The sequence below is a fragment of the Miniimonas sp. S16 genome (assembly GCF_057748195.1).
This window is the reverse complement of sequence record NZ_CM173242.1, coordinates 3,264,285-3,286,141: the sequence shown is the minus strand read 5'-3', so window position 1 is coordinate 3,286,141 and position 21,857 is coordinate 3,264,285. Positions and strand designations below refer to the sequence as shown.

The 21,857-nt window shown below is 74.0% G+C and carries 21 protein-coding genes; 11 read left to right on the top strand and 10 right to left on the bottom strand.

Annotation, left to right across the window (positions count from 1 at the left end; all coding sequences use genetic code 11):
- Nucleotides 1-175 precede the first annotated feature (175 nt).
- Both cysK and epsC read left to right on the top strand, forming a co-directional pair.
- Entirely contained in the window at nt 176-1,111 is a 936-nt protein-coding gene (gene cysK, locus AC3AQ1_RS14495; RefSeq protein ID WP_108719569.1) for a cysteine synthase A, read from the top strand.
- A 147-nt stretch (nt 1,112-1,258) separates the two neighbouring features.
- A complete protein-coding gene (epsC, locus tag AC3AQ1_RS14490) occupies nt 1,259-1,858 on the top strand; it encodes a serine O-acetyltransferase EpsC (protein ID WP_108719568.1) in 600 nt (199 codons plus the stop codon).
- An 8-nt stretch (nt 1,859-1,866) separates the two neighbouring features.
- Here epsC and AC3AQ1_RS14485 read toward each other — a convergent pair whose 3' ends face one another.
- Nucleotides 1,867-2,307, bottom strand: coding sequence for a hypothetical protein (locus AC3AQ1_RS14485; protein ID WP_159096580.1), 441 nt, complete (start codon nt 2,305-2,307; stop codon nt 1,867-1,869).
- 258 nt (nt 2,308-2,565) lie between these two features.
- Between AC3AQ1_RS14485 and AC3AQ1_RS14480 the strand changes: the two genes are divergently transcribed.
- From AC3AQ1_RS14480 to AC3AQ1_RS14455, 6 genes are all read left to right on the top strand, one after another.
- Nucleotides 2,566-3,468: an ABC transporter ATP-binding protein gene (locus AC3AQ1_RS14480; protein ID WP_108719566.1), complete on the top strand. Its 903-nt coding sequence runs from the start codon at nt 2,566-2,568 to the stop codon at nt 3,466-3,468.
- A gap of 129 nt (nt 3,469-3,597) precedes the next feature.
- A complete protein-coding gene (locus AC3AQ1_RS14475) occupies nt 3,598-4,701 on the top strand; it encodes an aliphatic sulfonate ABC transporter substrate-binding protein (RefSeq protein ID WP_108719565.1) in 1,104 nt (367 codons plus the stop codon).
- Entirely contained in the window at nt 4,698-5,540 is an 843-nt protein-coding gene (locus AC3AQ1_RS14470; protein ID WP_108719564.1) for an ABC transporter permease, read from the top strand. The genes AC3AQ1_RS14475 and AC3AQ1_RS14470 overlap by 4 nt, the downstream gene beginning before the upstream one ends.
- Before the next feature lie 79 nt (nt 5,541-5,619).
- Entirely contained in the window at nt 5,620-7,788 is a 2,169-nt protein-coding gene (acs, locus tag AC3AQ1_RS14465) for an acetate--CoA ligase (protein WP_370445291.1), read from the top strand.
- Nucleotides 7,785-9,158 carry an O-acetylhomoserine aminocarboxypropyltransferase/cysteine synthase family protein gene (locus AC3AQ1_RS14460; protein ID WP_108719563.1) on the top strand — a complete coding sequence of 458 codons (1,374 nt, stop codon included), beginning with the start codon at nt 7,785-7,787 and terminating at the stop codon, nt 9,156-9,158. The genes acs and AC3AQ1_RS14460 overlap by 4 nt, the downstream gene beginning before the upstream one ends.
- A complete protein-coding gene (locus AC3AQ1_RS14455; RefSeq protein WP_108719562.1) occupies nt 9,155-9,643 on the top strand; it encodes a CoA-binding protein in 489 nt (162 codons plus the stop codon). The genes AC3AQ1_RS14460 and AC3AQ1_RS14455 overlap by 4 nt, the downstream gene beginning before the upstream one ends.
- A 31-nt stretch (nt 9,644-9,674) precedes the next feature.
- On the opposite strand, the gene AC3AQ1_RS14450 is transcribed toward AC3AQ1_RS14455, so the two are convergent.
- The 3 genes from AC3AQ1_RS14450 to AC3AQ1_RS14440 all read right to left on the bottom strand — a co-directional run bounded on the left by AC3AQ1_RS14450 (nt 9,675) and on the right by AC3AQ1_RS14440 (nt 11,731).
- Nucleotides 9,675-10,190 (bottom strand): GyrI-like domain-containing protein, encoded by a 516-nt coding sequence (locus AC3AQ1_RS14450; protein ID WP_159096579.1) that lies wholly within the window; start codon nt 10,188-10,190, stop codon nt 9,675-9,677.
- A gap of 124 nt (nt 10,191-10,314) precedes the next feature.
- Complete coding sequence (locus AC3AQ1_RS14445; protein ID WP_108719560.1) at nt 10,315-11,367, bottom strand: Fpg/Nei family DNA glycosylase; 1,053 nt, start codon at nt 11,365-11,367, stop codon at nt 10,315-10,317.
- Nucleotides 11,360-11,731, bottom strand: a complete 372-nt coding sequence (locus AC3AQ1_RS14440) for an MGMT family protein (RefSeq protein WP_108719559.1) — start codon at nt 11,729-11,731, stop codon at nt 11,360-11,362. Before AC3AQ1_RS14440 ends, AC3AQ1_RS14445 begins: the two co-directional genes overlap by 8 nt.
- 123 nt (nt 11,732-11,854) lie before the next feature.
- On the opposite strand from AC3AQ1_RS14440, the gene AC3AQ1_RS14435 reads away from it, so the two are divergent.
- Entirely contained in the window at nt 11,855-12,703 is an 849-nt protein-coding gene (locus AC3AQ1_RS14435; RefSeq protein ID WP_108719558.1) for a hypothetical protein, read from the top strand.
- 198 nt (nt 12,704-12,901) lie between these two features.
- Here AC3AQ1_RS14435 and AC3AQ1_RS14430 read toward each other — a convergent pair whose 3' ends face one another.
- From AC3AQ1_RS14430 to AC3AQ1_RS14415, 4 genes are all read right to left on the bottom strand, one after another.
- The gene (locus tag AC3AQ1_RS14430) at nt 12,902-14,065 is read right to left on the bottom strand and encodes an HNH endonuclease signature motif containing protein (RefSeq protein ID WP_234417540.1); all 1,164 of its coding nucleotides are present in this window, start codon (nt 14,063-14,065) and stop codon (nt 12,902-12,904) included.
- Nucleotides 14,062-14,862 (bottom strand): DUF222 domain-containing protein, encoded by an 801-nt coding sequence (locus tag AC3AQ1_RS14425; protein ID WP_108719557.1) that lies wholly within the window; start codon nt 14,860-14,862, stop codon nt 14,062-14,064. The genes AC3AQ1_RS14430 and AC3AQ1_RS14425 overlap by 4 nt, the downstream gene beginning before the upstream one ends.
- 360 nt (nt 14,863-15,222) lie before the next feature.
- Entirely contained in the window at nt 15,223-15,699 is a 477-nt protein-coding gene (locus AC3AQ1_RS14420; RefSeq protein WP_108719556.1) for a ribose-5-phosphate isomerase, read from the bottom strand.
- Between the two features lie 100 nt (nt 15,700-15,799).
- Nucleotides 15,800-16,822: a GNAT family N-acetyltransferase gene (locus tag AC3AQ1_RS14415; RefSeq protein WP_159096578.1), complete on the bottom strand. Its 1,023-nt coding sequence runs from the start codon at nt 16,820-16,822 to the stop codon at nt 15,800-15,802.
- A gap of 238 nt (nt 16,823-17,060) precedes the next feature.
- On the opposite strand from AC3AQ1_RS14415, the gene AC3AQ1_RS14410 reads away from it, so the two are divergent.
- Nucleotides 17,061-19,106 carry a M13 family metallopeptidase gene (locus AC3AQ1_RS14410; RefSeq protein ID WP_370445290.1) on the top strand — a complete coding sequence of 682 codons (2,046 nt, stop codon included), beginning with the start codon at nt 17,061-17,063 and terminating at the stop codon, nt 19,104-19,106.
- 77 nt (nt 19,107-19,183) lie between these two features.
- On the top strand, nt 19,184-20,548 hold the full coding sequence (locus AC3AQ1_RS14405) for a GNAT family N-acetyltransferase (protein ID WP_108720249.1): 1,365 nt from the start codon (nt 19,184-19,186) through the stop codon (nt 20,546-20,548).
- Nucleotides 20,549-20,555: 7 nt separating this feature from the next.
- Here the strand turns inward: AC3AQ1_RS14405 and AC3AQ1_RS14400 are convergent, their stop codons facing one another.
- Both AC3AQ1_RS14400 and AC3AQ1_RS14395 read right to left on the bottom strand, forming a co-directional pair.
- A complete protein-coding gene (locus tag AC3AQ1_RS14400) occupies nt 20,556-21,161 on the bottom strand; it encodes a hypothetical protein (RefSeq protein ID WP_108719553.1) in 606 nt (201 codons plus the stop codon).
- Nucleotides 21,162-21,171: 10 nt separating this feature from the next.
- Nucleotides 21,172-21,720, bottom strand: coding sequence for a mycothiol-dependent nitroreductase Rv2466c family protein (locus tag AC3AQ1_RS14395; protein WP_234417980.1), 549 nt, complete (start codon nt 21,718-21,720; stop codon nt 21,172-21,174).
- Nucleotides 21,721-21,857: the final 137 nt, after the last annotated feature.

Below are 21,857 nucleotides of genomic sequence, written 5' to 3'. Positions count from 1 at the left end.
CGAACGGTCCCCGCCGTTATAGTTGTCAGGGCAACAACGCGACGCGGGGAGTCGCGACCAGCCTGCGAGGTCGCCACTGGTCGACCCCGCGCAGGACCTGAACAGGACCCAAGCAGGAACCAAGCAGGCCCCAAGCAGGACCCAGACCTCGCACCATCGGAAAGGACCGACACCCATGGCACGCATCTACGAGGACGTCACACAGCTCATCGGCAACACCCCGCTGGTCCGGCTCAACCGCCTCACCGAGGGCGCCGGCGCCACCGTGCTGGCGAAGCTCGAGTTCTACAACCCCGCCAACTCCGTCAAGGACCGCATCGGCGTCTCGATCGTCGACGCGGCCGAGGCGAGCGGCGACCTCAAGCCGGGCGGCACGATCGTCGAGGCCACCTCGGGCAACACGGGCATCGCGCTGGCGATGGTCGGCGCGGCGCGCGGCTACGACGTCGTCCTCACGATGCCGGAGTCGATGTCCAAGGAGCGGCGCGCACTGCTGCGCGCGTTCGGCGCCGAGCTCATCCTCACCCCGGCCTCCGAGGGCATGAAGGGCGCCGTGAACCGCGCCGACCAGGTCGCCGCGGAGCGCCCCGGTGCGATCCTCGCGCGCCAGTTCGCGAACGAGGCGAACCCGGCGATCCACCGCCGCACCACGGCCGAGGAGATCTGGGCCGACACCGACGGCGAGGTCGACATCTTCGTCGCGGGCATCGGCACCGGCGGCACGATCACGGGCGTCGGCCAGGTGCTCAAGGAGCGCAAGCCGGAGATCACGATCGTCGCGGTCGAGCCGGCGGAGTCCCCGATCCTCAACGGCGGCGCGCCCGGCCCGCACAAGATCCAGGGCATCGGCGCGAACTTCGTGCCCGAGATCCTCGACACCTCGATCTACGACGAGGTCATCGACGTCAACGCCGAGAAGGCCGTGGAGGTCGCCCGCCGCGCCGCCGCCGAGGAGGGCCTGCTCGTCGGCATCTCCTCCGGCGCCGCGATCGAGGCCGCGCTGCAGCTCGCCAACCGCCCGGAGAACGCCGGCAAGACGATCGTCGTCATCGTGCCGTCGTTCGGTGAGCGCTACCTCTCCACCATCCTGTACGCCGACCTGCTCGACTGACGCCTCGTTCGTCAGCACCACGAAGACCGTGCCCGACGGCGTGGCGCGCCTCCTCCGGGAGGCTCGCCACGCCGTCGGGCACGTCCGGCGGCGGGCGCGCGTCCGCTCCCCCGCCGCCGAACCCAGCCCTCTCCCGATCGGAGCGTCATGACCGCCGCAGCCCGCCCTCGCGCCCTCGACGCCGTGCGCGAGGACATCGCCGCGGCCCGGCGCAGCGACCCGGCCGCCCGCAGCGACCTCGAGGTCGCGCTCGTCTACTCGGGGCTGCACGCGGTATGGCTGCACCGGCTCTCGCACCGGCTCTGGACCGCGTCGGTGGTGCTGCGTCCCGCCGCGCGCGCCCTGTCCCAGTTCGGCCGGTTCCTCACCGGCATCGAGATCCACCCCGGCGCCACCATCGGCCCGCGGCTCTTCATCGACCACGGCATGGGCGTGGTGATCGGCGAGACGGCCGAGGTCGGCGCCGACGTCATGCTCTACCACGGGGTCACGCTCGGGGGGCGGACCTCGTCGCACGGCAAGCGCCACCCCACGCTCGGGGACCGCGTGGTCGTGGGCGCCGGCGCGAAGGTGCTCGGCCCGGTCACGATCGGCGAGGACGCCCGGATCGGGGCCAACGCGGTCGTGGTGCACGACGTGCCGGCCGGCGCCGTCGCCGTCGGCGTGCCCGCCACGGTGCGCCAGGTGACGCGCACGACCGAGGAGGTCGACGCCTCGCTCTACCTCGACCCCGCGATCTACATCTAGGCCGGCGGCTACCCCACCCCGGCGCCGTGGAACAGCCAGCGACCGCCCTGCCTGACGAGCTGGAAGGCCCAGCTGGTCTCGACGCCCTCCTGCATCGAGGCGTCGACTCCCCACGGCACGAAGTCGACGACCACACCCACGATCTCGGGCCCGGACGCATCGGCTTGGCTCTCGGGGTCCTCGTACACGGCGCCGATCCGCGCGTCCCGCATCGTGGCCCCGTGCTCGACCCACCAGTCCAGCTGCGACGACCCGTCCTCGCTGAGGTTCCGCACGAGCTCCGCGTCCCCGGCCTTCACCGCGTCGACGAGCGCCTGGACCACCTGGGCGGGCTCCGCGTCGGGCGCCGGCGACGCGATGACCGAGCCCGACGGCGAGGAGCACGACACACAGAGCGCGGCCGTCCCGACGGTGACGACGAGGCCGGCCACACGCATCCGGAGACCCATCCTCGCAACGTAGCGCGCGGCGCGGCGCGGATCGGCGGGAACGCCGCGACACAGCCGGACCGACTGCGCGCGGCGCGTCGCAGCTCGGCGAGAGCGCCGCTACCCCAGCCGGACCGCCGACTCGTGGCCGCGTCCGTGCCGCGCCACCTCGTGGACCGCGGGTCCGAGGAGTGAGACGCGCAAGGGTCGGTTTGTGGCCGGTACCCCCGCTCGGCACGGTAGGCACGCCCCGCCCGCCGATCCCCGAGGATGCCGGAGATGTCCGCCGCCACCGCGCTGCCCGTCACGATCACGGGCGTCCGCCGGGCCTTCCCCGTCCCCGCCTCACGCGGCGGACGCGCCGACCGAGCCTCTCGCAGCGTCCGACGCGGCACCACCGGCGGCACGGTCCCCGCGGAGCGGATCGTCCTGGACCAGGTCGACCTCACGGTCGAGCCGGGCGAGATCGTGGCCGTCATCGGCCCGTCGGGCTGCGGCAAGTCCACGCTGCTGCGCCTCCTCGGCGGCCTCGACACCCCGTCCGCCGGCACGTTGCGGATCGGCGACCAGATCGTCACGGGCACCGACACCCGCACCGCGATCGGCTTCCAGGAGCCGCGGCTGCTGCCGTGGCGCACGGTCGCGCAGAACGTCGCGCTCGGCCTGCCCCGCGGCACCCCGCGCAGCGAGCGCGCCACCCGCGTCGCCGAGCTGCTCGAGCTCGTGGGCCTCACCGCCTCGGCCGACCTGCGTCCCCGGCAAATCTCCGGCGGCATGGCCCAGCGCGTGTCGCTCGCGCGCGCCCTCGCCCGCCGCCCCGGGGTCCTGCTCCTGGACGAGCCGTTCGGCGCCCTCGACGCCCTGACCCGGCTGCGCATGCAGGAGGAGCTCCTGCGCGTGCACGCCGCGCGCCCTACCACCGTTCTGCTCGTCACGCACGACGTCGAGGAGGCCCTCTACCTCGCCGACCGCGTGGTCGCCCTGCGCACGGTGTCCGACGGCGAGCACTCCCCCGTCTCCGACGTCGCCCCCTCGGTCGTGCGCGTCCTCGACGTGCCGGGCGCGCGTCCGCGCGACCGCGCCGACGCACGCCTCGCGGAGTTGCGCGTCGAGCTGCTCGAGGGGCTCGGCGTCGTGACCCACCACGTGTCGGGGGCAAGCGAGCCCTACCCCGCGATCTAGCCGCGGCCACCCGCATCGCCGGGTCGGCCCAGCCCAGAACGACCCGGCCCCCGCACCACCACCAGAACGACTCAGACCCGCACCACCCAGATCCAGCACCACACAGACCCCCCGACCGAAGGACATCCCATGACCTCGCCCCGCCTCGCCCTGCGCGGCCTCGCCCTGGTCGCCGGCGCCGCGCTCCTGCTCACCGGCTGCGTCGCCGGCGAGGGCTCCGACCAGGCCGACAACGCTGCGACCGACGTCGCTGACGGCGCCACGTCGGACGCCGCGACGGACGCGGCCACCGACGCGGCCGACGGCGCCGCGACCGAGTGGTCGGCCGACACCCTGAGCATCGACTGGGCCACGTACAACCCGCTCAGCCTCGTGGTGAAGGAGAACCACTACCTCGAGGACACCCTCGGCGACGCCGTGACCGTGGAGTGGGTGCAGTCGGCCGGCTCGAACAAGGCGAACGAGGCGCTGCGCGCCGGCGCGATCGACGTCGGCTCGACGGCCGGCTCGGCCGCGCTGCTCGCCCGCGCCAACGGCAGCCCCATCCACACGATCGCGATCTACAGCCAGCCCGAGTGGTCCGCCCTCGTGGTCCCCGCCGGCTCGGACATCACGAGCGTGGCGGACCTCAAGGGCAAGAGCGTCGCCGTCACCAAGGGCACCGACCCGTACTTCTTCCTGCTCCAGGCGCTGGAGACGGCCGGGCTGACGGCCGACGACATCACGATCCAGAACCTCCAGCACGCCGACGGCAAGGCGGCGCTGGAGAACGGCTCGGTGGACGCGTGGTCGGGGCTCGACCCGCTCATGGCGGCGAGCGAGGAGACCGCGGGCAGCACCCTCATCTACCGCAACATCGACTTCAACACCTACGGGTTCCTCAACGCGACCCAGGACTTCCTGGACGCGAGCCCCGACCTCGCCCAGATCGTCGTCGACGCCTACGCCAAGGCGCAGGAGTGGGCCGCGGAGAATCCCGACGAGCTCGTGAACCTCCTCGCCGAGGCCGCCCAGATCGACCCGGCCGTCGCCAGCACGGTGATCACCGAGCGGACCAACCTCGAGGTGTCCCAGGTGCCCGGCCAGGCGCAGCTCGACGTCCTGACGATCGTCGCCCCGATCCTCGTGAGCAACGGCGACGTCGCGACCCAGGACGCTGTCGACGACGCGCTCGACGCCCTCATCGACCCGACGTTCGCCGAGAAGGCCGACCCGAGCACCATCACCGAATGACGACGGTGTCCGACCAGCAGACGGCAGCGAGCACCCGTTCGCAGCGCGCGGCGACGACGGCGAGCACCCCGCGCCGGTCCCTCCTGGACCGGCGCGGGGCCGCCGTCGTCGGGGGACTGCTGCTGCCGGCGCTGCTGCTGCTCGTCTGGCAGCTCGTCACCACCACCGGCCTGGTGCCGGCGTACAAGCTGCCCACTCCCGCGAGCGTCTGGGCGGCCGCGGTGGATCTCGCCTCGAACGGCGACCTCTACCTCTACACCGCGATCTCCACGCAGCGCGTGCTGCTGGGGTTCGCGATCGGCTCGGCGCTCGGGCTCGTCGTCGGGGCCGTCGTCGGACTCTCCCGGCTGGGCGACGTCCTGCTGTCCACCACGCTCGGCGCGATCCGCGCCGTGCCGTCGCTCGCCTGGGTGCCGCTGCTCATCCTGTGGCTCAAGATCGGCGAGGAGTCCAAGATCACGCTCATCGCAATCGGCGCGTTCTTCCCGGTCTACACGACGGTGTCGGCCGCGCTGCGGCACGTCGACCCGCACCTCGTCGAGGCCGGCCGGGTCTACGGCCTGCGAGGCGTCAGCCTTCTCACCGGCGTGCAGCTGCCGGCCGTGCTGCCCAGCGTGGTCTCCGGGCTGCGCCTCGCGCTCGCGCAGTCCTGGCTGTTCCTCGTGGCCGCCGAACTGATCGCCTCCTCGATGGGCCTGGGCTTCCTGCTCGTGGACTCCGGCAACAACGGCCGCGTCGACCGGATGATCCTCGCGATCGTCATGCTCGCGCTGATGGGCAAGCTCACGGACGCCCTCATCGGCCTGCTGGAGCGGCGCGTGCTGCGCCGCTGGACATGAGCCCCGCCCGGTCCGAGCACGCCGCACCCGAGCCCACCCCGATCCGCAGCTGAACGATCCCCACCCGACAGAAGGCGCAGTGACCACGACCCGCATCAACGCCCTGGCCCCCGCGAGCGTGGCGGCCGACTCCGCGACGTTCGCTCCGCCGTCGGGCCTCGCGGCGACCGCGAACGTCACCGCGGAGGCCTACGCGCGAGCGGAGGCCGACCCGCTGGCCTTCTGGGCGCAGGCCGCCGAGCGGCTGGACTGGGCCACGCCCTGGGAGCGCGTCCTGGACTGGACGCCCCCGCAGCCCGGGCCCGACGGCGAGCTCGCCCCGCCGAGCGCGGCCTGGTTCGTCGGGGGTCGGCTCAACGCCGCGGTGAACTGCGTCGACCGCCACGTCGCGGCCGGGCGCAGGGACAAGGTCGCACTGCACTGGGAGGGCGAGCCCGGTGACCGGCGCACGCTGACGTACGCGGACCTGCAGCGCGAGGTCGCGCGCACAGCGCACGCGCTGACGGCGCTCGGCGTCGAACCCGGCGACCGGGTGGTGATCTACCTCCCGGTGATCGTGGAGACGATCGTCGTGACGCTCGCCGTCGCGCGCCTCGGCGCGGTGCACTCGCTCGTGTTCGGCGGCTTCTCGGCCGAGGCCGTGCGCTTCCGCGTGCAGGACACCCGCGCGAAGGTGCTCGTCACGTCCGACGGGCAGTTCCGCCGCGGCCGCGCCGTGCCCGTCAAGCACGCCGCCGACGAGGCCGTGGCGGGGCTCGACCACGTGGAGCACGTGCTGGTCGTGCGCCGCACGGGCGAGGCCACCCCCGACGTGCCGTGGACGCCGGGCCGCGACGTCTGGCTGCACGAGGCGACCGCCGGCGTCCCGGACGTCCACGAGGCGCAGCCGTTCGACGCCGAGCACCCGCTGTTCGTCATCTACACGTCCGGCACCACGGGCAAGCCCAAGGGTCTCGTGCACACGACCGGCGGCTACCTCACGCACGCGGGGTGGGCGCACTGGGCGCACTTCGACGCGCGCGAGGACGACGTGCACTGGTGCACCGCCGACCTCGCGTGGGTCACGGCGCACACCTACGAGATCTACGGCCCGCTGCTGGGTGGCCTCACGCAGGTGATCTACGAGGGCACGCCCGACACGCCGCACCGCGAGCGCCACCTCGAGATCATCGAGCGGTACGGCGTCACCGTGTACTACACGGCGCCCACGCTCCTGCGGTCGCTGCACGCGTGGTGGGGCGAGGAGCTCCCGGCCGGGTACGACGTCTCGAGCCTGCGCCTGCTCGGCACCGTCGGGGAGTCGATCAACCCCGAGACGTGGCTGTGGTTCCGCCGCACGTTCGGCCGGGGCGAGCTGCCGATCGTGGACACCTGGTGGCAGTCGGAGACCGGCGCCGCGATGGTCGCGCCGCTGCCCGGCGCCACGACGCTCAAGCCCGGCTCGGCCACCCGCGCGCTGCCCGGCATCGCGATCGACGTGGTGGACGACGGCGGCGCCTCGCTCCCGCGCGGCACCGGCGGCACGCTCGTGGTCACCCGGCCGTGGCCCGGCATGGCGCGCACGGTGTGGGGCGACCCGCAGCGCTACCTCGACTCCTACTGGCGCGAGTTCGCGGGCGCGGGCGAGTGGGGCGGCTACTTCAAGGCGGGCGACGGCGCGGTGATCGACGCCGACGGCGACCTCTGGCTGCTCGGGCGACTCGACGACGTCGTGAACGTCTCCGGCCACCGGCTGTCCACGATCGAGGTCGAGTCCGCGCTCGTCGCGCACCCGCTGGTGGCCGAGGCGGGCGTGGCGGGGGTGCACGACCCCGTCACCGGCCAGGCCATCGCGGCGTTCGTCGTGCCGGTCTCCGCGCCAGCCGACGGGGCGGACCTCGCCGCGTGGCACGCGGCCGCCGACGACGTGGCCGGGGCGCTGCGCGAGCAGGTCGCCCGGACGATCGGCCCGGTGGCCAAGCCGCGTCACGTGGTGCTCGTGCCCGAGGTACCGAAGACCCGCTCGGGCAAGATCCTGCGCCGCCTGCTCGCCCAGCTGCACGACGGCGAGCGGCTCGGCGACACGACCTCGCTGCAGAACCCATGGGCGGTCGAGCGCATCGGGGCCGCCGTCGCGTACCGTGCCACCGCCGCCTCGCGGGATGCCGGGCCGGGCCGCGCGCCCGTCGACCCGGGTGCCCGTGCCAACTGCCAGCCCGACCGCCAGCCCGACCGCCAGCCCGACCTCGCCGACCAGGGAGCCCGATGACCGCCGTCCAGGAGAACCCGTCCCCCGAGGGAGCAGCCGAACGCTCGACGGGTCGACCCAGCGAGCGCCGGTTCGGGTTCCGCACCCGCGCGCTGCACGCGGGTGGCATCCCCGACGCCACCACCGGCGCGAGGGCCGTGCCGATCTACCAGACGACGTCGTTCGTGTTCGACTCGACCACCGACGCCGCGAACCTCTTCGCGCTGCAGAAGTACGGCAACATCTACAGCCGCATCGGCAACCCGACGGTCGCCGCGTTCGAGGAGCGGATCGCCTCGCTCGAGGGCGGCATCGGCGCGGTCGCGACGGCGAGCGGCATGGCCGCGGAGTTCCTCACCTTCGCGGCGCTCGCCGGGGCCGGGGACCACGTCGTCGCCTCCGCGCAGCTGTACGGCGGGACCGTGACGCAGCTCGACGTGACGCTGCGCCGGTTCGGCGTCGACACGACGTTCGTGCCCGGCACCGACCCGGCCGACTACGCCGCGGCGATCCGGCCCGAGACGAAGGTGTTGTACACCGAGGTGGTGGCCAACCCCTCGGGCGAGGTCGCGGACCTGGCGGGACTGGCCGCCGTCGCGCACGAGGCCGGCATCCCGCTCGTCGTGGACTCCACGCTCACCACGCCCTACCTCGTGCGGCCGTTCGAGCACGGCGCCGACCTCGTCATCCACTCGGCCACGAAGTTCCTCGGCGGCCACGGCACCACCCTCGGCGGCGTGGTGGTGGACCGCGGCACGTTCGACTGGGGCAACGGCAAGTTCCCCACGATGACCGAGCCGGTCGCCTCCTACGGGGGCGTGCAGTGGTGGGGCAACTTCGGCGAGTACGGCTTCCTCACCAAGCTGCGTTCGGAGCAGCTGCGGGACATCGGTCCCGCGCTGTCGGCGCAGTCGGCGTTCCAGCTGCTGCAGGGCGTGGAGACGCTCCCGCACCGGATGGACGCGCACCTGGCGAACGCCCGCGCCGTCGCGACGTGGCTCGACGAGGACCCACGCGTGACGTCCGTGGCGTGGGCCGGGCTGCCCAGCCACCCGCACCACGCGCGCGCCGCGGCGCTCACACCGCTCGGGCCCGGGTCGGTGTTCTCGTTCCGGCTCGCGGACGCCCCGGACGGCCGGTCCGGCCGCGAGGTCGGCGAGCGGTTCATCTCCGAGCTCCGGCTCGCGAGCCACCTGGCGAACGTGGGCGACTCGCGCACGCTCGTCATCCACCCCGGGTCCACCACCCACCGCCAGCTCTCGGCCGAGCAGCTCGCCGCGGCCGGCGTCCCCGACGACCTCGTGCGGCTCTCGGTGGGTCTCGAGGACGCCGAGGACATCCTGTGGGACCTCGACCAGGCCCTCGAGGCCGCGACGGGAGTGACGCGATGACCGCGCAGCGCACCTGGGTGGGCCCGACGGCGCCCGAACGACTCGCGATCCTGCGCCGCACCCGCAGCGTGGCGATCGTGGGCGCGAGCGACAACCCGTCGCGCGCGTCGTTCTTCGTGGCGACCTACCTGCTGTCGAGCTCGCCGTACGACGTGTACTTCGTGAACCCGCGCGCCAAGGAGATCCTCGGCCGGCCGGTGTACGCCTCGCTCGCGGACCTGCCGGTGGTGCCCGACGTCGTCGACGTCTTCCGTCGCCACGACGACCTGCCGGGCGTGCTGGACGAGACGCTCGCCGTCGGCGCGAGGACGCTGTGGCTGCAGCTGGGTTCGTGGCACGAGGACGTCGCGCGGCGCGGCGAGGAGGCGGGGCTCGAGGTCGTGATGGACCGCTGCCTCAAGATCGAGCACGCGCGCTTCCACGGCGGGCTGCACCTCGCGGGCTTCAACACGGGGGTCATCGACTCGCGCCGCCCTCGGCACTGACCTCGCCGAGGGCTGACCCGACGGGCCGGCGTCAGACCGTGTCGGTCACCACGACCTGCACGAACAGGTCTGTGCGCAGGTCCTCCGGCGCGGTGCTCGTCGGGTCGGACACGTAGACCTCGAGCCAGCGCGGCTCCGTCTCGGCGCCTCCGCCGCGCACGTCCTCGACCAGCGTCTGCCAGGACGCGCCGAGCCCGTCGTAGGAACCGAGGTGGCTCAGCGTCGCGTACTCCCCTGCCGCCAGGTGCGAGGGTCGGACCACCAGCTCGCCCACCGTGACCTCCTCGGGCAGCGGCTCGCGCAGCGTGCAGCCCACCTCGAGGTCGAACGTCGCCTGCGGGTCACCGTGATAGACGGCGAGGGCCGGGACGTCGAAGGTGAGCCCGGCCTGCTCGAGCGCCTGCATGACGGCCGGGAACGCGCCGTCGAACGCCTGCCCCACGGTTGCCATCGTCGCGCCCTCGTACCGCACGACGGCGGTCGGCACCTCCTCCAACGTCACCCACGCGACGGTCCGGCGGGGCTCCTCGGGAATCTCCAGCGTCATCGGTCGGCCTCTCTGCGCGGCGGTGCGGGGCGGGTCGTGCGACGGGACCGTCTCCGGCATCCGGACGAGGTCACGCGTCTTCCGCCATCGTGGCACCGCGCGTCGGCGCGGGCCAGACAGCTGCTCACCTCCGGCGCTGGCACCCCGGGCACCAGTACACGCGCCGGGTCGCGAGGTCGTCGACCATCACGCGCCGCCCGCACCGCAGGCACGGCCGCCCGTCGCGGTGGTAGACGTACCAGGCGTCCTCGGGGACGACGCGGTCGGCGGGATCCGTCGTGACGATCCGGCCGGTGGCAGCGCCGTCGGCCATGAGCACCACGGCGTCGTCCCACAACGCGCGCAGCGTGCGCGCCGCGATGCCGGTGCCCGGCCGCAGCGGGTGCAGCCGTGCGCGGTAGAGCAGCTCGGCGCGGTAGATGTTGCCGACGCCTGCGAGCACGCCCTGGTCCATGAGCTGCGCGCCCACCACGGCCCGCGAGCGCCGCACCGCGGCGACGAACCGCTCGCGACCCGCGCCGTCGGGGTCGGGTCGCAGCGGGTCGGGGCCGAGCGCGGCCTCCACGGCGACCTTCTCCGGCGTCGTGATCACCTCGCACCGCGTCGGTCCGGTGAGGTCGGCGACGCCGTGCTCACCCACGATCCGTGCGCGTACCTGGCCGCGGGGCGGCGGCGGGACGAACGTGCCCGACGGCGGGGGCGAGCGATCCGCCATCGGCTCGCGTTCGCCGTCGGGCGCCTCGCCGGAGGTGGACTGTGCGGAGGTGGACTGTCCGGCTCGTGCGGCCGAGGCGGCGGTCTCGGGCGGCTCGACGGGGTCGGCGCCGAGGAGCGGGCGCTCCTCCTCCGCGACGCGCACGCGCGGCGCACCGATCGCGTGAGGTCCGGCGAACGCATCGTCGCCGGCGAACGTCCAGGCGCCGTAGAGGCCGAGGTGGACGTGCAGCCAGTGTGGCTCACCTGACGACGCCGAGCCCCGCGGCAAGGGAGCCGGCTCGGGCTCGACGCCGAGGAACAGGTTCTTGCCCCAGGCGTCGGTCGCCACGAGCCGGCCGCCGTCCAGGAGCGCGGCACCCGCGGCGAAGCGTCCCTGGGGCGAGGTCACCCGCAGCCGCTGGCCGCCGAACCCGTCGAGGAACGCGCGGGCGAGGCGGTGGATGGAGTGACCCTCAGGCATCGTCGACCTCCTCGTCCTCGTGGTCGTGCGGCACGACGTCGAGCACGAACGCGTGCAGCGCCGCACCGAGGTCGACGCGTGCGCCGCGCAGCGCGACCCCCTCGGCCCGGAGCCGCTCGAGCTGGCGGGTCGCGACACGCTCGGCCGGAGCGCCCGACGCGGTGACGACCCGCCACCACGGCACCTGGTCGCCGTGCAGCGCCATGATCCGCCCGACCTGGCGCGCGCTCCCCCGCCCGCACCGCAGCCGGGCCTCGACGGCGAGCCGGCCGTAGGTGGTCACCCGACCGGGCGGGACCTCGGCGGCCAGGTCGAGGACGCACTCGACGAGGTCGGGCGCGACGGCGCGGGGTGTGGGGACCATCCGCCCATCCTGCCCCGACATCGCCGACGACAACTGCCCCGACAACGGCGACGCTTGCGGAGCCCTGCGCTCCGTAATCGTCGCCATCAACGGCGCGAGAGTGCGCACGTAGACTGGATCGCCGTGACCGCCACTCCCGAGCCCGCACCGCAGCCCGCCGAGAGGGATGCGGTCCCAGGCGCACAGCAGGCGACTCCCGCACCCCAGGCTCCCTCCGCCGTCGAGCACTCGTGCGAGCACTGCTCCGGTGCGGGCCACGGCGAGACCGCCACGCCGGGCGACCGCGCGGCAGAGCACATCGCCCTCGCCCGCCGCCGCCTCGTGCCGCGTCTCGTGCTCGGGGTGCTCGGGCTGCTCGCGTCTCTCGTCCTGGCGCAGCGCCACGACATCGCGATCGGCACGACGACGCTCGTCTTCCTCGCCGCGGGCGTTGCCTGGCTCGTTGCCGCGTGGGGCGGCCTCCTGCTGGGCGCGCTGCTCACGCGCCGCGGCGTGCGGGTGCAGCTCGCGCTCGGTCAGGTCATCGCCGCCGCGCTCGCGCCGCTCACCGCGCTTGTCCTCGCCCTGCCCCTCGCGCGCGGCACGGGCCGCGCAGTCCTCGACGGCGACGCCTCCCTCTCGACCCTGCTCCCCGCGATCGTCGCTGCCGCGTCGGGCTGGTTCCTGGCCGCGTCGATCGGCGAGCTCGTGCGCGTCCTCGCCCTCGGCCGGGAGGTGCACGAGCAGGACGACCGCGGGCTCCTCGCCCGCGCCGAGGCGGGGCGCCTCACGCTGCCCGCGATCCAGCGCGCCGAGGTGCTCGCGCTCGGGCTCGCGGTGGTCTACGGCGTGATCGTCGCCGCCATCGCGGTGCTGCCGTGGCTGGTGCTCGTGCTGGTGCCGCTCACGGCCGCCGGTGCGGCCTACCTGGGGCTGCGGCCGGCGGCCGCCGAGGCACAGCGCAGCACAGCCGCTGGAACTGCAGCGCGCTAGTCACTGACGCCGACACCATCCTGCAGGCTGCTCCCCGTTCGCCGAACGGCCGCCCGAAACTTCCGGGACGGATCGCCCGCGTCGCCGACGCACTGGTGGTCATCCGGCCGAACGCCACGACCTGCTCATCGTGGTGTTCGCTACGGCGCTGCTCGTCATCCTCTGGCGCCGCACACCGTCGCCGCTTGGCGAGACCCCTCAGCAGCGGTGGTAGTGGTTGGTGTGCTGGGTGGTAGGTGTCCAGGTGGTGCGGTAGGTGAGGGTGGGGCCGGGGGTGATGGTGGGTCTCGCGCCGGGTCGCGGCGAAACGATGGCCCAGTCGCCGGTGTGGATGAGGTGGTGGTGGTAGGGGCAGAGGAGAGCTGCATTGTCGGTGCTGGTGGTGCCGCCGAGGTACCAGGGGATGATGTGGTGGGCGTCGCACCAGGTCGCGGGGATGGTGCAGCCGGGGAAGAGGCAGCCGCCGTCGCGTGCGATCAGCGCGGTGCGCATCCAGGCGGGGACGAGACGGTGGGTGCGGCCGAGGTCGAGGACGCGCGAGTCGGTGCCCAGAACGACGGGGACGAGGTCGGCGTCGCACGCCAGGCGTCGCACGGAACGCAGGGATACGGGACCGGAGTGGATGAGCCAGGCGACGCCGTCGAGATCCTGCTCGCCGTGCGCGGACGCGTCGGTGTGCGTGGTCGGCGGCCGGGCGGGTGCGGCGGGGCCGGATCGCCTGCGCGGGTCGGACCGTTCATCCGGCTCTCCGACATCGCGTGTGGCTGACTGCGCCCTGTCTCGAGCGTTCGGGGCGTTCGGAGCGTTCGGAGCGTTCGGAGCGTTCGGAGCGTTCGGGGCGTTCGGGGCGTTCGGGGCGTTCGGAGCGTTCGGGGCGTTCGGAGCGTTCGGGGCGTTCGGGGCGTTCCCCGCTTCAGCGGAGGCTCGGGTCCGGTCACGGAGGGCGGCGAGCAGGTCGGCGCCGTCGAGGGTGACGATGACCTGGGTGGGTGCTCCGCCGGTGGCCGGGAGGGCTCGGGTGCGCAGGGCGCACGTGCTCGCGGCGATGAGGGTGTCGAGCATGATCTGGGCGCGGGTGCGCTGCTCCGTCGGCACGAGCACAGGCGTCCCGACCGTCTCACTCCGACGGGATGCGCCGCTCAAGCCGGTCCCGGCGTGGCCGTCGACCGTCTCACCCACGCCGCGGCTGTCATCCTCGGCCGTCGTGCCCTCGCTGACCGGGACGTCTGGCGTGCCGTCGTTCGAGGCGGCGGACACGTCGCCCGAGCTCACGGGAACGCTCGTGCGGGGGTTGGTGCCGGTGTCGAAGACGGTCTTCAGGACCTCCAGCTGAACGGCGTCGACGAGGCGGATGGTCGTCAACCCCTGGCGGGTGGGTCCTGGACGCCCTGCTGGATGTGCTTGAGGCTTTCGCTGGGCGCTGCCCCGTCGGGATCGGCCACGGCCACGGCGTGGGTGGCGATCCGGCGCAGCTGGTCGGGGTCGAACGTGGTGGCGTGGCTGGTGAGGACCTGTTCGAGCTCGGTGACGTCCTCGTGGTCCAGCACGGCGGCGACGCGTTCGAGGGCGCGCAGGACCCCGGTGGTGGCTTCCCGGTCCAGGTGCGGCAGCGCCGACGCAAGGACGGGGCGCTCGGCAGGAACGACCTCCCCGCTGAGAGTGGTGCGAGGGGTCAGGGCGTGGCCGAGGCGGATGCGGCGGCCGGCCTCGGCGCCACTGATCCGCAACCGCATCCGCAGCAGGTCCCGCGCCCGCGCATAGCGGGTACGCGGGCCGGGACCCGGGGCGGAATCGACGCCGCCGGTGTCGCCCGAGCACCCCACGATGTCGGCGCGGTCGCCGGCACGGCAGGAACCGTCACTGGTGTCAGCCGGGTCGGGCACGAGGGCGGGTCCCGGGAGAGTTCCGCCGTGGTCGACGAGGAGGCCCTGCCCGGAGGGGACGTCGGTGGTGGCGTGCTCGAGAGCGGCGGCGAGATGGAGCTGCAGGCGGGTCGGGCGCCGGGTGGTGGCCTCGACGAGCTCGGCGAAGTGGAGGGTTCGTTCGGTCGTGGGGGCGGTGAGGGTCTCGTGCTCGACGATGGTCTCGAGGGTGGCCAGGGCAGCGTCCAGGTCGGCCTGCGCGTGGTGCGCGGGGTCGAGGAGGAGCGGGGCGGCCATGTAGCGAGTCTAGGACACACTTGTGCGATCTACAAGACCTGAACTGCGCAAACATATCCACAAGGAGAGTCTCGGGTCGACTCCGGGAGTGCCTGGGGACAACCCGCGAAGTCCCCCCTGTCGAGCCCCGCGGCGCGCCGCGACCGCCACCTCGCCGCAACCCTCAGCGCGCCGCGACCGCCACCTCGCCGCAACCCTCAGCGCGCCGCGACCGACCTCCCCGCAACCCTCGGCGGACCCGTCAGCCCACCTCGCCGAGTCCCCGGCGAGTGCCGACACCGTCAGCTCCATCGACGGTCGGTCTCGGTGGACATGAGGCGCGGCCACCAGTCGCCGCGCGATCGCCCGCGATGCGGAGCTTCAGCCCCGCGCGCCCTCGTACTCGGTGAGCTGGGCGATCCGGCGCGCGTGCCGCGGGTCCTGCGAGAACGGCTCGGCCACGAACGCGTCGACGAACGACGTCGCCTCCTCGACCGTGTGCATCCGACCACCGATCGCGAGCACGTTGGCGTCGTTGTGCTGGCGCGCCAGCCGCGCGGTGTCGAGGTTCCAGGCCAGGGCCGCCCGCACGCCGCGCACCTTGTTCGCGGCGATCTGCTCGCCGTTGCCGCTCCCGCCGATCACGATGCCCAGGGCGGGCGCGACGGCGGACCCGTCCCCTCCGCCGTCGGCCACCGTAGCCTCGGCGGCCGCGATGCAGAACGCGGGGTAGTCGTCCTGCGGGTCGTAGGTGAGGGCCCCGTGGTTCACGACGTCGTGACCGGCGGCGACGAGGTGCTCCACGAGCGCCTCCTTCAGCTCGAAACCGGCGTGGTCGGAGGCGATGTGGATGCGCATGGGCCCATCGTGGCACGGCCCCCCTCGGGTCGGGAGCCCGCGGGAGTCCGCCTGGCGCGCGCCGACCACCCGCACCCTCAGACCTCGCGCACGCGCACCCTCAGACCTCGAGCACGTACTCCACGGAGCGGTTCGTCGCCACGAACCCCGCGCGCTCGTACAGCCCGAGCGCGCCGGAGGGGTTGGCCGTGTCGACGTCGAGCACCGCCCGGTCCAGCCCCGCGTCGCGCGTGGCCCGCAGGTAGCGCGCGAGCAGCGCCGGCGCGATCCCGCGCCGACGGCCCGCCCGGACCACGCCGAGCACGCCCAGATAGCTGCTCGTGTAGCCCTGGAGCTCCCAGTCCTCGGGGTTGGCGCTGACGAGGGCGAACCCGAGCACGACGTCCGCCTCGTCGACGGCGAGCCACGACAGGTCCTCGCGGAACAGCTCCCCGCCCACGAACGTCGCCCACTCCTGGGGCGTGCGCGGCTGGCTGCCCCAGTGGTCGCGGAAGGCGTCGTTGCGGGCGTCGAGCGCGTCCTGCGCGCGGTCGGCCGAGTACGGGACGAGCCGCACGCCGTCGGGCACGGGCGGCTCGACCACCGCGAGCGCCTCGCCCGACTCCCCCGCCGCACCGACGAGGTCGCGCTCCATGGTCGTGAAGTACCGCTCGGGGACGAACCCGAGCCGCTCGTGCAGCGCCATGCCGCCCCGGTTGCGCTCGTCCGCGCCGCTGCGCACCCACGCGGGCAGCGCCTCCTCGCACGTGGCGATCTGCTGCACGCCGCGCGCCGTCAGCCACGCGAGCAGCACGCGCCCGATGCCGCGCCCGCGCGCCCGCGGGTGCACACCCCCGTTCGCGTACGCCTGCACGCGCGTCTCGCGCCCCGGCATGAGCTCGATCAGTCCCCAGGCGAGCGCCTCGCCGTCGTGCCCGACGGCGAGCACCGAGTCGCGCGTCAGCGTCACGTGGGGCGCGTCCAGCTCGTCCTCGACGTCCTCGCGCGGCGTGGTCCAGTCGGGATGGTCGACGGCGTCCATCGCCTTCTGCAGCGCCGTCACCACATCGACGTCGGTCAGCTCGACCGGGCGCCACGTCGCGACATCGGGGTGCGCGAGAGTCGGCAGCCGCGGCGGGGACACGCGGTCGCACAGCCGCGCGAGACCGGCGCGTGCGCCGGGTGCGCCTGCACCGTCGGCGGCAGACGCAGACGCAGTGGCAGAGGCGGGGGCAGTACCGCGGTCAGCGGCGCGGTCAGTGGCACGGTCAGTGGCATCGCCGTCGTCGACGCGCGGCGTCTCGCTCGTGGTGGCCATGCGCCCAGTGCACCATCGGGGCACCAGATCGGGCCAGCCGATTCTCTCGCCTAGCATCGACATCGTGCCCGCCGAGAACATCGCAGCCGCCTCCCCCGCCACCACCCCGGAGCCCGCCGCCACCGACGCCGCCTACCACGCGCACCTGATCGCGACCGGCGGCGACCCCACGGTCCGGCCGCAGGACGACCTCTACCGCCACGTCAACGGGCGCTGGCTCGCCGAGGCGGAGATCCCCGCCGACCGCGCCCGCTACGGGGAGTTCCACCGCCTCGCCGAGGAGGCCGAACGGGACGTCCGCGCGATCGTCGAGGCCGCGGACGGCTCCCCCGAGGCCTCGCTGGAGTCCCGCCAGGTCGCCACGCTGTACGCCTCCTTCATGGACACCGCCGCGATCGAGGCCGCGGGCACGCAGCCACTCGAGGAGGACCTCGCGCTGGTGGCGGGTGCCGCCGGCCGCACCGAGCTGGCCCGCGTGATCGGCGCGCTGGCCGCGATCGGCGTGGGCGGTCCGTTCGGGCTCTACGTCGACACCGATGCGGGCGACCCGGACTCCTACGCGCTCCACCTCTACCAGTCCGGACTGGGCCTGCCCGACGAGTCCTACTACCGCGACGAGGCGAACGCCGCGCTGCGCGAGGCCTACCCCGGACACGTCGCCCGCCAGCTCGTCCTGGCGACCGAGGCGGACGAGCCCACGGCGCACGCCCGGGCGACGGCGATCCTCGCCCTGGAGACCCGCCTCGCCGCGGGGCACTGGGACCGCGTGAAGGACCGCGACGCCGTCGCGACCTACAACCCGACGACGCGGGCCGAGCTCGCCGTCGCGCTCGACGGTTTCGACCTCGCCGCGTACGCCGAGGGCCTCGGGCTGACCGACGCGATGCTCGAGCACGTCGTGGTCCGCGAGCCCGACTACCTCCAGGCGTTCGCGCAGGCGTGGCGCGAGGTCGACCTCGAGACGTGGCGCACGTGGCTCGCGTGGCGCGTGGTCCGCTCCCGCGCGCCCTACCTCACGGACGCGATCTCCGCGGAGAACTTCGACTTCTACGGCCGCCGGCTCACCGGCGCCCCGCAGCAGCGCGAGCGGTGGAAGCGCGGCGTCGGGTTCGTCGAGGGCGCCGTCGGCGACGCCGTCGCGCGCCTCTACGTCGCCGAGCACTTCCCGCCCGAGCACAAGGCAAGGATGGACGCGCTCGTCCAGCGGCTGGTCGAGGCCTACCGCGTCTCGATCCAGGACCTGGAGTGGATGACGCCCGCGACACGCGAGAAGGCTCTCGAGAAGCTCGCCGCGTTCACGCCGAAGATCGGCTACCCGGCGCGCTGGAAGGACTACTCCGACCTCGCCGTCGGGCCCGACCTGCTTGCCAACGTGCGCGCCGCGAACCGGCACGAGACGGCGCGCGAGCTCGCGAAGCTCGGCGGGCCGGTGGACCGCGACGAGTGGTTCATGACCCCGCAGACGGTCAACGCCTACTACAACCCGGGGATGAACGAGATCGTGTTCCCCGCGGCGATCCTCCAGCCGCCGTTCTTCTCCCCCAACGCCTCCGACGCCGCGAACTTCGGCGGCATCGGCGCCGTGATCGGGCACGAGATCGGCCACGGCTTCGACGATCACGGCAGCGAGTACGACGGCGCAGGTCGCCTCGTGAACTGGTGGTCACCCGAGGACAAGGTCGAGTTCGAGCGACGCACCCGGGCGCTGGTGGACCAGTACGACGCCGTGCGCCCGACGCAGCTCGTCGAGGGACCGCACGTGAACGGGCAGCTCACGCTCGGGGAGAACATCGGCGACCTCGGCGGGCTCGGGATCGCGATCACCGCGTACCGGCTGGCGCGCGCGGACCGGGCGGCCTCGCCCGAGGGCACGACGGACGACGACGAGGCGGCCGGCCTGCGCGAGCTGTTCGAGGCGTGGGGCCTGATCTGGCGGTGCAAGGGACGCGACGCCGAGGTGCTGCGGCTCCTCACGGTCGACCCGCACTCGCCGGAGGAGTTCCGCTGCAACGGCGTGGTCCGCAACCTCGACGAGTTCCACGAGGTCTACGGCGTCCAGCCCGGCGACGCGCTGTGGCTCGAGCCGAGCGAGCGCGTCCGCATCTGGTAGCCGGCGGGGTCTCCGGGCCCGCGCGCCCGCGGGAAATCCCTGGCCCGCGCGCGCGCCGCGGTGCTGGGATGTCGGCCATGACCCTCACCGAGGTACCCGCCGCCGAGCAGGAGCAGCGCCCCGACGCGAGCAGCGCCGCATCCGTGCCCGCATCCGCACCCACCGCGAGCGTCCTCGTGCAGCCGGGAGCGCCCGGCTACACCACGGTCGAGCTCGACCCGACCGACGACGCCGACAAGGCGGCGATGATCGACGTCGACGAGTGGGCCTTCTCGTTCGTCTACCCCACCGAGGCGCTCGAGAACACACACTTCGTGCCCGAGAAGGGCCGCACCGTCGGGGTGCGGCACGAGCGCGACGGTCTCGTCGCCGTCCACGCCTCCTACGAGGCGGATCTGCGGGTCCCGGGCGGCGCGGTGCCGGCCGCCGGCCTCACCTGGGTCGGCGTGCACCCGGGCCACCGCCGGCGCGGACTCGCGACGGCGATGCTCACCACCCACCTGCAGCGCACCGCCGAGCGGGGCGAGCCGGTCTCGGCACTGTTCGCCGCCGAGCCCGAGATCTACGGCCGGTACGGCTACGGCCTCGCGGCGCGCTCGGTCGACGTGCAGCTGGGCCGCGGCGTCGCGCTGCGTGACGTCCCCGGGACCGAAGGGCTGACGTGCTCGCTCGAGCGTGCGTCCGAGGACCGTCACCTCGCCCTGGTCGCCGACCTGCTCGACCGGGCCGCCCGGCCCGGAGAGCTGTTCCCTCGCCGCGACGCGCACCTGCGCAACTACTTCGCCGAGGTCCCGGACTGGCGCGAGGGTGCCGAGCTGCGCCGGATCGCCGTCGTGCGCGACGCCGACGGCGACCCGCGCGCCTTCTGCCTGTTCCGCCGCAAGGAGTCCTGGGGTCCGACCGGCCCCGAGGGGACCGTGCGCGCGGGCCTGTGGGCCGCCGTCGACGGCGCCGCGAACCGCGCGCTCTGGGGCACGCTCACCGACCTCGACCTCATGGGCACGGTGCGCCTGGGCGGGCTCGCCGTCGACGCTCCCCTGCTGGGACAGCTGGTCAACCTGCGCTCGGCGAAGCTCCGCACGGCCGACAACGTCTGGGTGCGGATCGTGGACCTCCCGGCCGCGCTGTCGGCCCGCGCCTACGCCGCACCGGTCGACGTCGTCCTCGAGGTCACCGACACCGTGCTGCCCGCGAACGCCGGACGGTGGCGGGTCGAGGGCGGGCCGAGCGGCGCGCGGGTGACGCGACTGGCCGACGGTGACCCCACGCCGTCGGGCCTCGCGCTCGACGTCGCGGAGCTGGGCGCCGCCTACCTCGGCGGCATCGGGCTCGCGTCGCTCGTGGCAGCGGGGCTCGTGCGCGAGGTCACGCCGGGTGCGGGCGCCGCCGCCGCGGCGGCGTTCGGCTGGCCGCTCGCGCCGGTCTGCATGGCTGACTTCTGACGCCCTCTCAGGCGAGGCGGCCTGGCCCGTAGCTCGTGAAGCTGGCGCGCGCGAGCGTGAAGCCCGTGCCGTCGGCGAGCGAGCTGCACTCCAGCCCGGAGTCGCTCGAGGTGCACATCCAGGGACCGACCACGGTGGTCTGGCCGTACTCCAGGACGGCCACGCCGTCCGCGCCCGGTCCCGGTGCGGCGTCGGGGCACGGCATCGCGACGCCGTCGCTCGTCATGACGACGAGCTGACCGCGCCACTCGCACGCGTCGCCCGCGGGCGGCGTGAACGTGGCCTCGGCGATCCAGCAGTCGGCCTGCTCGTCCGTGAGCGCGCACGAGATGTTGCGGCTCGGCAGCGTGAAGTCGGCGAGGGCGAGCGCGCCCTCGGGCGGGGTGAACTCCTGGGTGCCGCTCGCCGTCGCGTCGGCGGACGGAGCCGGGGAGGCGTCCGTCCCGTCCGTCGCGCCGGCAGCGGGCGTCGACGAGCTGGTCGCGGTCGCCGTGGCGTCCGCGTCGTCGCTGCCGCCCGGCCCCTGGCTGACCAGGAGGACGAGGAGGGTGGCGAACAGGACGACGTCGAGCACGGCGAACCCGATGAGCCACCGCTTCATGGTCGCGCTCACGGCCGGCTCCTCAGTCGAACACCGGGCCGGACGTGCGGGTGCGCTTGAGCTCGTACAGGCCGTCCACCGAGGTGAGCAGGACGAGACCGTCGAACAGGCGCAGCGCCGCCTCACCCTTGGGCGCCGGGGTGACCACGGGACCGAAGTAGGCCGTGCCGTTGATCGAGACGACCGGCGTGCCGACGTCCTCGCCGACCAGCGAGATGCCCTCGCCGTGCGAGGCGCGCAGGCTCTCGTCGAGCTCGTCGGAGTCGGCGAACCGTGCGAGGTCCGCGGGAAGGCCGACGTCCTCGAGCGCGCCGGCGATGGCGGGCTCGAACTCCTCGCCACCGGGGTGGATGCGCGTGCCGATCGCGGTGTAGAACTCCCCGACCACAGCGTCACCGTGCTGCTCGCGGACGGCGTTCGCGACGCGCGCGGGACCCCAGGCGCGGTCCATCAGCGCGCGGTAGTTCTCGGGCAGGTCGCGGCCCTCGTTGAGGACGGCGAGCGACATCACGTGCCACGTCAGGTCGACGTCGCGCTGCCGGGCGACCTCGACCATCCACCGGGACGTCATCCACGCCCAGGGGCAGATCGGGTCGAACCAGAAGTCGACGCGCGGCCGGGTGAGCAGCTCCTGCTCGGTCGGCGTCAGCTCGGGGGTGGCACTCGCGTCGGCGGCCGCGCCGGCGGTGGTCTCTGCGGTCATCGGGA